The sequence below is a fragment of the Parageobacillus thermoglucosidasius genome (genome assembly GCF_001295365.1).
GTDB classification, from domain to species: domain Bacteria; phylum Bacillota; class Bacilli; order Bacillales; family Anoxybacillaceae; genus Parageobacillus; species Parageobacillus thermoglucosidasius.
Window position 1 is genome coordinate 1,355,078 of the sequence record NZ_CP012712.1, and the last position, 12,159, is coordinate 1,367,236.

Genomic DNA, 12,159 nt, shown 5'->3' on the forward strand with positions numbered 1-12,159 from the left:
CCCGATTGCTTTTGGCAACCGGGCCATGTCAGCGGTGGAATAAAATCAGTTGCCCGCTTGATGTTACGCAACGGTGCGTTTTATCACAACAGTTATGCTCACGCAATTTTTGCTCCCCGATTTTTTTTGCTTCTTCGTCGTTCGCAGCTTCGAACGTTTCGTCCAGCAATTTTTCCCCGCTTTTGTCGAAAGCCGTCAACGTGTATGTTGGCATGCCAGTTTCTCCTCCTCTGATGAATAGTGGTTCATATTATTATTTTATTATTTTTTGAAAAATTCCTTCCGCATTATGAAACTTTTCGCTATGATAAACGTGTAATTAAGATAGTGGAATTTTTATCTAAAACTGGGGGAGTGAGAATGACGCTGCAGTTAGAGCATGTGACAAAGCGGTTTGGTGCGGTGACCGCGGTGGATAATGCCACATTAACGATTCCAGAAGGAAATTTATTTGGATTTCTTGGCGCGAACGGGGCGGGCAAGACGACGACGTTCCGCATGATTTTAGGCTTGCTGGAACCGACAGAAGGAACGATAACATGGAATGGGGGAAAAATCGACTATTCGAAAAGCCACCTTATCGGCTATTTGCCGGAAGAGCGCGGCTTGTACCCGAAACTGAAAGTAAAGGAGCAGCTTATTTATCTGGGAAGGCTGCGCGGCATGGAGAAAGCAGCGATTATAAAAGAAATGGAAGCATGGCTTGAGCGGTTTAACGTGCCGGAGTACGCGGAAAAGCGAGTAGAAGAACTTTCGAAAGGGAACCAGCAAAAAATTCAGTTTATCGCTGCCGTGTTGCATAAGCCGAAGCTATTAATCTTAGACGAGCCGTTCAGCGGGCTTGATCCCGTCAATGTCGAGCTGTTAAAAGAAGCGGTCATCGATTTAAAAAATAATGGAACGACGATTGTCTTTTCGAGCCATCGGATGGAGCATGTCGAAGAACTGTGCGAGCATCTTTGCATTATGCACCGCGGGCGGCCGGTTGTATACGGCTCATTGAAAGAAGTGAAGCGGTCATTTGGGAAAAAGAACATTATTATTCATGCTGATATGCCGCTGGATGAGCTGGCGGAGTTTCCGGGAGTCGTCAAAATGAAGCGGACCGCGGAAGGAGTGCATTTACAAATCGAAAATGAAGATGTGTCGCAAAAGATCCTTTCTTATATTGCCAACAAAGGATTTATTCGCAAGTTTGCGCTGGAAGAGCCTTCGTTAAACGATATTTTCATTGAAAAAGTAGGTGCGGCGTATGAATAAGTTTTGGATTGTGCTTTGGCATACGTATATGACAAAGCTGAAAGCGAAATCGTTTCTCATCACGACGATCATTACGAGCCTTTTTGTTTTTGCAATCGCAAACATTCAGCATATTATTGAATTTTTTACGAAGAATGACAAAACGACGGTCGCCGTCATTGATACAACGGGAATGTTTTACGAACCGCTTGAGGAGCAGCTGAAACAAGAAAAACATGATGATCTTCAGTTAAAGAAGATGAGCGGCTCGGAAGCAAAGGCAAAGGCGGACGTCCGCAACGGCAAATGGGATGCGCTTCTTATCCTTTCGGCTGACGATAAACAGCTGCCAAAAGCGGAGTATTATGCAAACACAATTGCCGACAGCGATACGCCAAGCAAGCTCGAGCAAGCGCTCCAGCAGCTGAAAACAGCGTTGGCGACAGCAAAGCTCGGGCTGACACAAGAGCAAATTGCGCAATTGTATGAACCGGTGCCGTTTGAAAAAGTGGCGCTGGAAAAAAACGCGAAAACGGAAGAAGAGCTGAATCAGGCGCGCGTTCTCGTTTACGTGCTGCTGTTTGCGATGTACATGTTTGTGCTGATGTACGGCGGCATGATTTCAACGGAAGTGGCGACAGAAAAATCGTCGCGCGTCATGGAAATTTTAGTGTCCAGCGTTCCGCCGCTCCAGCAGTTATTTGGAAAAATTCTTGGGGTTGCGCTTCTTAGCTTAACGCAATTTGCGATTTTATTTGCCGTCGGTTTTGCAGCGCTGAAAAGCAGCGGGCAGGAATTGTGGAAGTTTCTTGGCTTTGACCATCTGCCTGTCTCGACATTTGTATATGCGATTATTTTCTTCCTTTTAGGTTATTTCTTATATGCGACATTATTTGCTGTGCTTGGTTCCCTCGTCAGCCGCGTGGAGGACGTGCAGCAAATGATTATGCCGGTGATGACGTTGGTGATTGCTGCATTTATGATCGCGATGTTTGGATTAGGAGCGCCAGAATCGACTTTTATTACGGTGACATCGTTCATTCCGTTTTTCACGCCGATGATTATGTTTTTGCGGGTTGGATTGCTTCCTGTTCCATTCTGGGAAGTGGCGCTCAGCCTCGTGTTATTGACCGCAACCATCGGTTTGCTCGCCTTTTTCGGATCCAAGGTGTACCGCGGCGGGGTGCTTATGTATGGGAAAGCCGGTTCATGGAAAGATATGAAAAAAGCGGTGCAGCTGACGAAAAAGTAAGGCCTTGCGCATGCAAGGTCTTATATTTTTAGCGCTTATGCGATTGTGGTATACTTAACTATACGCAAATTTGGAAACGGAGGAGAATAGGTTGGCGAAAGGAATCATTCATTATGATGTCGGGGAACAGGTAGATGTCTACTTGCTCATTAAGTCAGTGACAAAAGGGATCGCCAGTAACGGGAAACCGTTTTTAACGTTAATTTTGCAAGACAAAACAGGGGACATTGAAGCAAAATTATGGGACGTGTCGCCGGAAGATGAGAACGTCTATGTGCCGGAAAGCATCGTCAAAGTGTTTGGCGATATTCACAATTACCGCGGCAAAACGCAGCTGAGGATTCGTTCGATTCGCCCCGCTCGCGCCGGGGACGATGTTCGGGTATCCGACTTTCTCGAAACTGCCCCGATGAAACGCGAAGAGATGATGGAGAAAATTACGCAATACATATTGGATATGGAAAATCCAAACATCCAACGGATTACCCGCTATTTGTTAAAAAAGTACGAACAAAAATTTTTTGATTATCCGGCGGCAACGAAAAATCACCATGAATTTATTTCCGGATTGGCGTACCATGTCGTGTCGATGCTGGAATTGGCAACAGCACTTGTGAATTTATATCCATCGTTGAATAAAGACTTATTGTACGCTGGCGTGATTTTGCACGACCTCGGCAAAGTGATCGAGCTATCCGGCCCGGTGTCGGCATCATATACGCTGGAAGGCAATTTGCTTGGCCATATTTCGATTATGGTGAGCGAAATCAGCAAAGCGGCCGAACATCTCGGCATTAGCGGGGAAGAAGTGGTCGTGCTGCAGCACATGGTCCTTTCCCATCATGGAAAAACGGAATGGGGCAGCCCGAAGCCGCCGATGGTGAAAGAAGCAGAAATTCTGCATTACATTGATAACCTTGACGCCAAATTGAACATGATCGACCGGGCGCTTGAAAAAGTAAAGCCGGGAGAATTTACAGAACGGATTTTCGCGCTGGAAAATCGTTCGTTTTATAAACCGATGTTTTTATCTGCCCCGGCCGTTTCCAAACAAGAAAAAAGAGGGATATCATAAGCCGGCCGATGGCTGACGCTGCAGTTTTCGCGCGATATCGTCCCGTGTGCGAAAGAAAAATGGAAGCAAGACATGCGTTATCCCGAAGAAAGAGGTTTGCCGCCTCTTTCTTCACGCATATATTTTCCGGTGTCTGCGTATAGTTTAGTAAGACAAGCTGCATAAAAAGGGGGATGCGCATGTTAAGCATGCCATGGTGGATTTACTTGGTCGTTGCTGGCATTATTTTCAGCGGCTATATGACGGTAAGGACGGCCGCGAGAGAACGTGAAATCGATGAGGCGATGATCGAAAAAGAAGGAGAAATTTATATGGAGCGCATCCGCGAGGAGCGGAAACGGCGCCAGCAGGCGAAGTCCTTGTAGAACACAAGGGCTTGATTTTTTTGAAAAATTCTTTTTATTTTTTTGCAATTCATGTTAGGATAATAATAACTGTTGCTCATTAAAGAGATAAAAAATGGGGGATGAATGATGAAACGGGCGTACAATTTCAACGCAGGACCTTCAGCGCTGCCGCTTCCCGTTTTAAAGAGGGCGCAAGAAGAACTGCTCAATTTTCAAAATACGGGAATGTCAGTGATGGAGCTGAGCCATCGCAGCAAAGAATACGATGCGGTGCACAACAGCGCGAAGCAGCGGCTAAAAAAACTAATGAACATTCCTGATACGCATGACATCCTTTTTTTGCAAGGCGGAGCAAGCTTGCAGTTTTCCATGGTGCCGATGAACTTGCTCGGCAAAGATAAAGTGGCCAATTATGTGCTTACAGGATCATGGTCGGAAAAAGCGCTCAAAGAAGCGAAAAAAATCGGGAAAACCCATATTGCCGCATCAAGCAAAGAAGCGAATTATACGTACATTCCTCGTTTGGAAGACATTCAGCTTTCCGAAAACGCGGCTTATTTACATATTACTTCCAATAATACAATTTTCGGCACACAATGGCGTGAATTCCCGGATTTGCCGGTCGATCTTGTTGCCGATATGTCAAGCGACATTTTAAGCCGGGAAATCAATGTTGGGCAATTTGCGTTGATTTATGCGGGGGCGCAAAAAAATCTTGGCCCTTCCGGCGTGACGGTCGTCATTATTCGCAACGATTTATTAGAGCGCATTCCTGACAACTTGCCGACGATGCTCGATTACCGCACGCACAGCTCGAGCAATTCGCTGTACAATACACCGCCGACGTTTGCGATTTACATGCTTTCGCTTGTGCTTGAATGGGTGGAAGAGCAAGGCGGCGTGAAAGCGATCGAAGCGCGCAATAAAGAAAAAGCGGCCGTTGTGTACGAAGCGATTGATGCAAGCAACGGATTTTACGCCCCGCATGCGGAAAAAGACAGCCGTTCGCTCATGAATGTCACATTTACACTGCCAAATGAAGAGTTAACGAAGCAGTTTTTAGCGGAAGCAAAAGAAAAAGGTTTTGTGGGGCTAGCCGGCCATCGTTCTGTTGGCGGCTGCCGCGCGTCGATTTATAACGCTGTTCCGCTTGAGGCGTGCGAAGCGCTGGCGGGATTTATGAATGATTTTTACCGGCGGTTCAGCTGAATTTTTTGCTTCACTTTTACACTGCAAAGTGATATAATGATAGAAAATTCTTGTATAAGTGCGGACACGCGGTAAGAGGAGTTAAGGTTAGATAGGTGAGGAGAGAGGAGCATGAATACGAGAGTGTTAGTTTCATTGGCGTTGCTTGTCGGCATCGGGGCGGTGTTGCACGCCGTTATTCCGGGAATTTTCTTCGGGATGAAGCCAGATATGATGCTGACAATGATGTTTCTGGCTATTTTATTGTTTCCAAATGTAAAAACAGCGGGGCTTGTCGGGATTGTGACAGGCGTTATCTCCGCGATGACAACAGGATTTCCGGGAGGACAAGTTCCAAATATTATTGACAAAATCATTACCGCTTTTGTGTTTTTCGCATTTGTATGCCTTTTAAAAAAATATGGTCAGACGGTAGTTTCTGCCGCAATATTGACGGCAGTCGGTACAGTCATTTCTGGCACAATCTTTTTAACCGCGGCGCTTTTGTTCGCCGGGCTGCCGGGAGGAGCGACTTTTTCCGCTTTATTTCTGACTGTTGTATTGCCGGCGACCGCAATTAATACGATTGTGATGGTGATTATCTATCCAATTGTCTCGGCGATTTTTAAGAGGATGAACATTACAGTGCATGTGTAACAATCGCAAAAAAACCCGATCATCATCTTGGTCGGGTTTTTTGCTATCACAACTATACGTTATCGCAGAAGCCAAGCAGTGGCAAAACAAAAAAATGCTATTCCAATATAGATGAAAGCACGCTGTCGCAAAACTTTTTTTGGCGGGTACATTTTGGCTTTCGGCAATGAAAGAAGCGTGTTGGTGAAAAGACAGAAAAATACGAACCCAATAATTAAAAAAAACGACCGCATATATATCATTGGCTTTCTCCCCCTATGTTTACTATATGTCCGTTGTTTTTCCGCTATGAATGACGGTAATGGTCATAAAAATAAAAAAATTAAACATTTTTATCCTTTATTAATTTTTATTTTACTGGCATAATAGAAAGTAAAAAAACACGGTGAGGGAAGAGTGGGTGGAACGATGAAAACGACAGAGCAAAATTATTCTATAAAAGAGGCGCTGCTATTTAGCCAACGGATTGCACAATTAAGCAAGGCGCTTTGGAAATCGATCGAAAAGGATTGGCAGCAATGGATCAAGCCGTTTGACTTAAATATTAATGAACATCATATTTTATGGATTGCGTATCATTTTAAAGGGGCGTCGATTTCGGAGATTGCAAAATTTGGCGTGATGCATGTGTCGACAGCGTTTAATTTTTCGAAAAAATTAGAAGAGAGAGGCTTGCTTTCCTTTTCGAAAAAGCAAGATGATAAGCGCAATACGTATATTGAACTGACCGAAAAAGGGGAAGAAGTGCTGTTGAAACTAATGGAATCGTACGATCCGACGAAAAACGCCGTATTTAACGGAGCGTTGCCGCTGCGCGATTTGTACGGAAAGTTTCCAGAAATTTTAGAAATGATGTGTATCATCCGCAATATTTATGGGGATGATTTTATGGAAATTTTCGAAAGGGCGTTTGAAAATATTAAAAGCGATTTCGTTGAGCAAGATGGAAAATTAGTGAAACGAAACGCGAGGCCGCAAGAAAAGGAAAAAGAACTGACAAGTCAGCCTAGCTAACAGTTTGGATCAGCTTTTTCAATTCGGTCATCAGAGGAACAAACATTTGTTGTTGAAGGAGAGCGTCGATCGTCTGTTCGAGCGGAAGGCTTGGATGAAGCATTCCCGCGAAATGAAGGAGAAGCGGGGTGAAAATCGTCAGCCCTTCCGCTTTTTGTTTTTCGTATTCTTCGCTTAACTGTTGGCAAAGGGCGAGCACTTCATCCACTTCTTCTTTGGTTAAATTGGCTTGAATAACAAGATAATAAAACGGCTTTTTTGTTTTATCGACCATTTCCATTAGCAGCGATCGATGGAATTCCAGTTTGGCGATTCGTTCCTCCAATGTTTCCATATGCGTACTCCTTTTGTCAAACATAATCGACAAGTCGTTACGTATATTTTACCTAATTGGTGAAAAACAACCAATAAAAAAGTTTTTGCCGAGGAAGAGGATTTTTCTGTAAAAATCATATTGATTTATAAACCGAAACATTGTAAAGTAAATGAGTAATTATTGATATTTTTACCATGAATAGGAGGGGAAATAGATTTGACGGTGTATTTTATACCCCTTGCTGTCATTATTTTATTTCTCATTAATCAATTAACGTCTCGCCTTTGTGCGCAAAGGGAAATACCAGAAGAAAAACAGCCTGGTGTTTTTCGCACCATCAATGTCCTTATTACGATTTTATTAATTACCTCCTATTTTGAAGTGCTATTTACATAGTGAAAAAGCTGACAGCTTGTGCTGCCAGCTTTTTTGCAGGCGTATGGTGGACAAGAAAAAACTTAGTGATTAGAATAAACATGCGCATCCAACGATAATTAATAAGATAAACAGCACGACAATTAACGCAAAGCCTCCTGCATAAGGTGCACCACTCATTGTCACACCTCCTTTCGAATTCAAAAAGGAGCCATTCAGCCACATCCGCTTCATCATCATCATATGTGGGGCAAAAATACGTGTATGGGCGGATAACTAAACGGAAAAGGTTTTTTTCTTAGGGAAAAATATGATATAGTTATTGTTGTAATTTTTTTTGTAAAAAAATTGGCGTAGGAGTTGTGGAACAAATGAAAAAATGGATGATTGCGGCGGCCGTCGCCTCTGTTTTCGCTCTGTCGGCGTGTAGTAACGGCGATTCCGAAGTCATTGTGAAAACAAAGGACGGTGATATTACAAAAGAGGAATTTTACAATGAAATGAAAGCGCGGGTAGGCAAGGAAGTGATCCGCGACCTTGTCCATGAAAAAGTGTTAAGCAAAAAATATAAAGTGACGGATAAAGAAATCGACAAAGAAATCGAAAACTTAAAAGACATGTATGGGGTGCAATACGATTTAGTAGTCCAGCAAAATGGCGAAAAAGCGATTCGGGATATGGTGAAACTCGATCTTTTGCGGCAAAAAGCGGCGATGGAGGATATAAAGGTAACGGACAAAGAGTTAAAAGACTATTATGAGAATTATAAGCCGAAAATTAGAGCGAGCCATATTTTAGTGAAAGATGAAAAGACGGCAAAAGAAATTAAAGCGAAGCTTGACAAAGGCGAAGATTTCGCAAAGCTTGCGAAACAATATTCACAAGATCCAGGATCGGCTTCGAACGGCGGCGATTTAGGCTGGTTTGGACAAGGAAAAATGGTGAAAGAATTTGAAGATGCGGCATATAAGTTAAAAGTTGGCGAAATTAGCGATCCGGTCAAAACAGAATATGGCTATCATATTATAAAAGTAACAGATAAAGAAGAGAAAAAGCCGTTTAATGAAATGAAAGAGGAAATTGAATTTGAAGTGAAAAGAAGCAAGCTCGACCCAGCGAAAATGCAAGCAAAAGTGGAAAAATTAGTAAAAGATGCGAAAGCGGACATCAAAGATAAAGATTTGCAAGATGCATTAAAACAACAGTAAAAGCAACAAAAGGAAGCGGACAAGAGCGCTTCCTTTTGTTGTTATTGTAATCCTTTTTGAATTGTTGCGGCAATGTCCTGCAAATCGTCAAACGTGTAATCGCTTGCGTGCGATTTCCACACGGCGCCGAATCCATCGCCTTTGCCGTAGCGCGGGATTAAGTGAACATGGTAGTGAAAGACCGTTTGTCCTGCTTGTTCGCCGTTATTGTTTAGCAAATTTAAGCCGACTGGGGAAAATTGTTTTTTGATCGCGTTCGCGATTTTAGGAATAGCAGTAAAGACGTGGCTTGCAACATCTGGAGTGAGCTCAAAAATATTTGCTTTATGTACTTTTGGAATGACGAGCGTATGCCCTTTCGTGACTTGGCTGATGTCGAGAAACGCCAATACGTTTTCGTCTTCATACACTTTTGCCGCAGGAATGTCTCCGTTAACAATTTTGCAAAAAATGCATTCACTCACTAGAAAAAGCCACCTTTCTTATTTTTTTGTTCCATTTTACCATAAAAAAAGCAGGATGCAATCCCGTTGATTGCATCCCGCCTCACTGAAAAGGGGAGAAAGTTTGTTCAAACGAGGTAGCGTTTGATGAACACCCCATTTGCGAAAAGGTTTTCTTTGTTCAAGACGGCTATCCCTTCATCGCTTGTGTAGAGGTTCGTTGCTTTGCAGCTTGGCAAGATAGTCCTGTCTTTCACAAACACCTCATTTGTTAAGGAGTTTCGCGTTTTCTCACCGCATATAACGGTGTTGCTTCGATAATGGTGTCTTTGACAAACACCTCATTTCGAGTGGATAGTTCATCATTGCCTGTTTCTCATCCCCTTTTCGCTATTTAGCATGCCCGCAGAAAAAGAATGTATGCAAGAAGGAGATAGATAATTTTTGGAAAGTGCCCGCCGCTTTGATAAAATGAAAATGTATCGACAATTTTGAGGATAGAAAGGAAGCAGACGATGGCGCTGTTGGAAGTTCACCATTTATACGGCGGGTATACGAAGCAAAACGTGCTTGAAGATGTTTCATTTACTGTGGACCGCGGCGAAATAGTCGGTTTAATCGGGCTGAATGGCGCGGGAAAAAGCACGACGATCAAGCATATTATCGGGCTGATGGAACCGCGCAAAGGGACGATTACGATTAACGGAACAATGTTTTCAGAACAGCCGGATGCGTATCGTTCGCAATTTACCTATATACCAGAAACGCCGATTTTGTACGAGGAGCTGACATTGGAGGAACATTTGCAATTGACGGCGATGGCTTATGGGCTGGAAAAAAGCGAATACGAACGGCGGCTTCCGCCGTTATTGAAGGAATTCCGCATGGAGAAAAGATTGAAATGGTTTCCCGCGCATTTTTCTAAAGGAATGAAGCAGAAAGTCATGATTATGTGCGCCTTTTTGGTGGAACCGGCGCTTTATATTATTGACGAGCCGTTTCTTGGCCTTGATCCGCTTGGCATTCATTCTTTGCTGGAACAAATGCAGCGAATGAAGAAAAAAGGAGCGGGCATTTTAATGTCGACACATATTTTGGCAACAGCAGAAAAATATTGCGATTCGTTTGTCATTTTGCATAACGGAAAAGTAAGGGCAAAAGGCACGATGGCGGAGCTGCGTGAACAATTTTCTTCCCCGGCGGCAACGTTGGATGAATTATATATCGAATTAACAAAGGAAGACAGCGTATGATAAATGGAAAGCGATTATGGAACGACCGCCTTTATCAAGAAGCGCGAAAAATGCGGCGTTATTTGCGCTATATGTTGAACGACCATCTATTGTTTATCTTGCTGATTGGCATTGGATTAGGGGCGGTCGCCTACCGTCATTGGGTACAGACGCTTCCGCCGCATTTCCCTTATCCAATTGTTGCCGCGCTGGTTTTTTCTTTCATGTTGACGTTCGGTTCGCTGCGCACGTTATTTCAGGAAGCGGATATCGTATTTTTATTGCCTGCTGAGACAAAGCTTGGCCCATATATCCAGCGGGCGTTTTTGCTGAGCTTTCTTTTGCAGGCATACGGGCTGCTTCTTATATGGTTGGCTGTCGCGCCGCTTCATCAAAAATTTTCCGATGTTTCCATATGGCGGCTGTTTTTGGTGCTGCTCGTTTTAAAAGGATGGAATTTGTTTATCAGCTGGAAAGGAAATTATTTTATTGAATCGCTTACCCATCGTCTCAGCGCGCTTTCCCGGTTCGGACTTAATGCCGCGTTCGTTTATTTTCTGCTTGCCGATGCTTCCTTCTTCTTTTTGCTTGCCATATGCGCGCTGATGGCTGGCATTACCTTTTATGTTGTACAAGCAACAAAGCGAAAAGGATGGAAATGGGAGCGGATCATTGAGCAGGAAGCAAAAGCTGTGCGCGCATTTTACCGCATCGCCAATTTGTTTACCGATGTTCCGCAATGGAAAGAGGAAGCGAAGCGGCGGCGCTGGCTGGATTTTCTTATTTCGATGATTCCGTACCAGCAAAAAAATACATTTCTTTATTTATATGTGCGGACATTCCTCCGTTCGGGCGGATATTTCAGTCTTTATGTCCGCTTAATCGCGATTGGCTTGTTATTGCTTTATATCGTTCCAACGGAATACGGAAAAATCGCGGCGTCGTTATTTTTCCTTTACATCACAGGTTTTCAGTTATTCGCGTTAATCGACCATCATCGGACAAACTTATTGATTCGGTTATATCCGCTTCCTGACGATGTGCGGAAACAGGCGGTATGCCGCCTCCTCTTTTTCTTGCTAATCGTGCAAAACAGCGTGTTCAGCTTGTTTTTGTTCCTGCTTGATGCTGGCGTGATCTGGATGGTGTCATGGGCGGCGGGTGCTGTTTTTAGCTATTGGCTGTTGTTTCATTATCTTAAACGTCGCAAGTAAGGAGGGAAAAGGATGAAAAAAATGTATATCACGACGGGAACGACGGATTATTTGCAAAAAGTGAAGGACATGCATAAAAATGAAACGATGTTATTGTTAGAAAGGGAAGAAGATGCTGTTTTGCTTCATGAAACAGACGGGGAAACGGTGTTTAAAGAACCGCGCTGCTACGAGGTGATCGATGCGGCCGGAGAGCTGGGCGGAGCGTTTGTTGTATGCAACAATATTCCGGTGACCGACGAAGGGCGTCCGCTTTTTGAGCACCGTTTTCAGCAGCGGGCGAGATTGATTGAAAATGAACCTGGATTTGTTGCGATTCGCGTGCTTCGCCCGCTTTCGAACGATACGTATGTGATTATGACATTATGGGAAGCAAAAAAATATTTTGAACAATGGCAGCGCTCCAATGCGTTCGCAAAAGCGCATGCGCAGCGAAAAGAGGAACAAAAACCATCGCGGCAAATATTCCCGCGCCCTTCTTATGTAACGACTTATTCGGTTGTCCAAGAAAGATAAAGCGGCTTTTTATCACTCCGCTTTTTCTCTGGGAAAGCGGGGTGTTTTTTTGTCATTATGCGATCCACATGCAGAAGTGTTTC

Annotated in this window: 17 protein-coding genes; 12 read left to right on the forward strand and 5 right to left on the reverse strand. The window is 43.7% G+C overall.

Annotation, left to right across the window (positions count from 1 at the left end; all coding sequences use genetic code 11):
- Positions 1–28: 28 nt before the first annotated feature.
- The gene (locus AOT13_RS06725; RefSeq protein WP_013401516.1) at positions 29–214 is read right to left on the reverse strand and encodes a YhzD family protein; all 186 of its coding nucleotides are present in this window, start codon (positions 212–214) and stop codon (positions 29–31) included.
- Between the two features lie 146 nt (positions 215–360).
- On the opposite strand from AOT13_RS06725, the gene AOT13_RS06730 reads away from it, so the two are divergent.
- The 6 genes from AOT13_RS06730 (at position 361) to AOT13_RS06755 (ending at position 5,758) form a co-directional block, all read left to right on the forward strand.
- The gene (locus AOT13_RS06730; protein ID WP_003252563.1) at positions 361–1,260 is read left to right on the forward strand and encodes an ABC transporter ATP-binding protein; all 900 of its coding nucleotides are present in this window, start codon (positions 361–363) and stop codon (positions 1,258–1,260) included.
- Complete coding sequence (locus AOT13_RS06735; protein ID WP_003252560.1) at positions 1,253–2,491, forward strand: ABC transporter permease; 1,239 nt, start codon at positions 1,253–1,255, stop codon at positions 2,489–2,491. Before AOT13_RS06730 ends, AOT13_RS06735 begins: the two co-directional genes overlap by 8 nt.
- Before the next feature lie 91 nt (positions 2,492–2,582).
- The gene (gene yhaM / locus AOT13_RS06740; protein WP_003252559.1) at positions 2,583–3,566 is read left to right on the forward strand and encodes a 3'-5' exoribonuclease YhaM; all 984 of its coding nucleotides are present in this window, start codon (positions 2,583–2,585) and stop codon (positions 3,564–3,566) included.
- A gap of 179 nt (positions 3,567–3,745) precedes the next feature.
- Positions 3,746–3,931: a sporulation YhaL family protein gene (locus tag AOT13_RS06745; RefSeq protein ID WP_013401512.1), complete on the forward strand. Its 186-nt coding sequence runs from the start codon at positions 3,746–3,748 to the stop codon at positions 3,929–3,931.
- A 108-nt stretch (positions 3,932–4,039) separates the two neighbouring features.
- On the forward strand, positions 4,040–5,122 hold the full coding sequence (serC, locus tag AOT13_RS06750; RefSeq protein WP_003252557.1) for a 3-phosphoserine/phosphohydroxythreonine transaminase: 1,083 nt from the start codon (positions 4,040–4,042) through the stop codon (positions 5,120–5,122).
- 111 nt (positions 5,123–5,233) lie between these two features.
- The gene (locus tag AOT13_RS06755; protein WP_003252556.1) at positions 5,234–5,758 is read left to right on the forward strand and encodes a tryptophan transporter; all 525 of its coding nucleotides are present in this window, start codon (positions 5,234–5,236) and stop codon (positions 5,756–5,758) included.
- Between the two features lie 59 nt (positions 5,759–5,817).
- Here AOT13_RS06755 and yhzF read toward each other — a convergent pair whose 3' ends face one another.
- The gene (yhzF, locus tag AOT13_RS21520) at positions 5,818–6,000 is read right to left on the reverse strand and encodes a membrane protein YhzF (protein WP_013877364.1); all 183 of its coding nucleotides are present in this window, start codon (positions 5,998–6,000) and stop codon (positions 5,818–5,820) included.
- A 166-nt stretch (positions 6,001–6,166) separates the two neighbouring features.
- Here yhzF and AOT13_RS06765 point away from each other — a divergent pair, with 166 nt between their 5' ends.
- Positions 6,167–6,772: an HTH-type transcriptional regulator Hpr gene (locus tag AOT13_RS06765; protein ID WP_003252552.1), complete on the forward strand. Its 606-nt coding sequence runs from the start codon at positions 6,167–6,169 to the stop codon at positions 6,770–6,772.
- Here the strand turns inward: AOT13_RS06765 and AOT13_RS06770 are convergent.
- On the reverse strand, positions 6,765–7,106 hold the full coding sequence (locus AOT13_RS06770; protein WP_003252551.1) for a YhaI family protein: 342 nt from the start codon (positions 7,104–7,106) through the stop codon (positions 6,765–6,767). The genes AOT13_RS06765 and AOT13_RS06770 overlap by 8 nt on opposite strands.
- 198 nt (positions 7,107–7,304) lie before the next feature.
- Here AOT13_RS06770 and AOT13_RS06775 point away from each other — a divergent pair, with 198 nt between their 5' ends.
- A complete protein-coding gene (locus tag AOT13_RS06775) occupies positions 7,305–7,484 on the forward strand; it encodes a hypothetical protein (RefSeq protein WP_013401510.1) in 180 nt (59 codons plus the stop codon).
- Positions 7,485–7,553: 69 nt separating this feature from the next.
- Here the strand turns inward: AOT13_RS06775 and AOT13_RS21300 are convergent, their stop codons facing one another.
- Positions 7,554–7,643, reverse strand: coding sequence for a YjcZ family sporulation protein (locus AOT13_RS21300; RefSeq protein ID WP_071880410.1), 90 nt, complete (start codon positions 7,641–7,643; stop codon positions 7,554–7,556).
- Between the two features lie 191 nt (positions 7,644–7,834).
- Between AOT13_RS21300 and AOT13_RS06780 the strand changes: the two genes are divergently transcribed.
- A complete protein-coding gene (locus tag AOT13_RS06780; RefSeq protein WP_003252550.1) occupies positions 7,835–8,671 on the forward strand; it encodes a peptidylprolyl isomerase in 837 nt (278 codons plus the stop codon).
- 41 nt (positions 8,672–8,712) lie between these two features.
- On the opposite strand, the gene AOT13_RS06785 is transcribed toward AOT13_RS06780, so the two are convergent.
- Positions 8,713–9,135: an HIT family protein gene (locus AOT13_RS06785; protein ID WP_003252549.1), complete on the reverse strand. Its 423-nt coding sequence runs from the start codon at positions 9,133–9,135 to the stop codon at positions 8,713–8,715.
- Between the two features lie 494 nt (positions 9,136–9,629).
- Between AOT13_RS06785 and AOT13_RS06790 the strand changes: the two genes are divergently transcribed.
- Genes AOT13_RS06790 through AOT13_RS06800 form a run of 3 tightly spaced genes read left to right on the forward strand, consistent with a single transcriptional unit; the run spans position 9,630 to position 12,076 of the window.
- Entirely contained in the window at positions 9,630–10,367 is a 738-nt protein-coding gene (locus AOT13_RS06790) for an ABC transporter ATP-binding protein (protein WP_003252547.1), read from the forward strand.
- Positions 10,364–11,560, forward strand: a complete 1,197-nt coding sequence (locus AOT13_RS06795) for an ABC transporter permease (protein ID WP_042383687.1) — start codon at positions 10,364–10,366, stop codon at positions 11,558–11,560. The genes AOT13_RS06790 and AOT13_RS06795 overlap by 4 nt, the downstream gene beginning before the upstream one ends.
- Positions 11,561–11,572: 12 nt before the next feature.
- Positions 11,573–12,076 (forward strand): antibiotic biosynthesis monooxygenase family protein, encoded by a 504-nt coding sequence (locus AOT13_RS06800; protein ID WP_042383685.1) that lies wholly within the window; start codon positions 11,573–11,575, stop codon positions 12,074–12,076.
- The last annotated feature ends 83 nt before the right edge of the window (positions 12,077–12,159 follow it).

Excerpts from the sequence above, each read along its gene's own strand:
- AOT13_RS06765 (WP_003252552.1), top strand. The coding sequence starts at position 6,167 with ATGAAAACGACAGAGCAAAATTATTCTATAAAAGAGGCGCTGCTATTT.
- AOT13_RS06745 (WP_013401512.1), top strand. The coding sequence starts at position 3,746 with ATGTTAAGCATGCCATGGTGGATTTACTTGGTCGTTGCTGGCATTATT.
- AOT13_RS06770 (WP_003252551.1), bottom strand. The coding sequence starts at position 7,106 with ATGGAAACATTGGAGGAACGAATCGCCAAACTGGAATTCCATCGATCG.
- AOT13_RS06730 (WP_003252563.1), top strand. The coding sequence starts at position 361 with ATGACGCTGCAGTTAGAGCATGTGACAAAGCGGTTTGGTGCGGTGACC.
- AOT13_RS06795 (WP_042383687.1), top strand. The coding sequence starts at position 10,364 with ATGATAAATGGAAAGCGATTATGGAACGACCGCCTTTATCAAGAAGCG.
- AOT13_RS06790 (WP_003252547.1), top strand. The coding sequence starts at position 9,630 with ATGGCGCTGTTGGAAGTTCACCATTTATACGGCGGGTATACGAAGCAA.
- AOT13_RS21300 (WP_071880410.1), bottom strand. The coding sequence starts at position 7,643 with ATGAGTGGTGCACCTTATGCAGGAGGCTTTGCGTTAATTGTCGTGCTG.
- AOT13_RS06735 (WP_003252560.1), top strand. The coding sequence starts at position 1,253 with ATGAATAAGTTTTGGATTGTGCTTTGGCATACGTATATGACAAAGCTG.
- AOT13_RS06780 (WP_003252550.1), top strand. The coding sequence starts at position 7,835 with ATGAAAAAATGGATGATTGCGGCGGCCGTCGCCTCTGTTTTCGCTCTG.
- AOT13_RS06755 (WP_003252556.1), top strand. The coding sequence starts at position 5,234 with ATGAATACGAGAGTGTTAGTTTCATTGGCGTTGCTTGTCGGCATCGGG.
- AOT13_RS06800 (WP_042383685.1), top strand. The coding sequence starts at position 11,573 with ATGAAAAAAATGTATATCACGACGGGAACGACGGATTATTTGCAAAAA.
- serC (WP_003252557.1), top strand. The coding sequence starts at position 4,040 with ATGAAACGGGCGTACAATTTCAACGCAGGACCTTCAGCGCTGCCGCTT.
- AOT13_RS06725 (WP_013401516.1), bottom strand. The coding sequence starts at position 214 with ATGCCAACATACACGTTGACGGCTTTCGACAAAAGCGGGGAAAAATTG.
- yhzF (WP_013877364.1), bottom strand. The coding sequence starts at position 6,000 with ATGATATATATGCGGTCGTTTTTTTTAATTATTGGGTTCGTATTTTTC.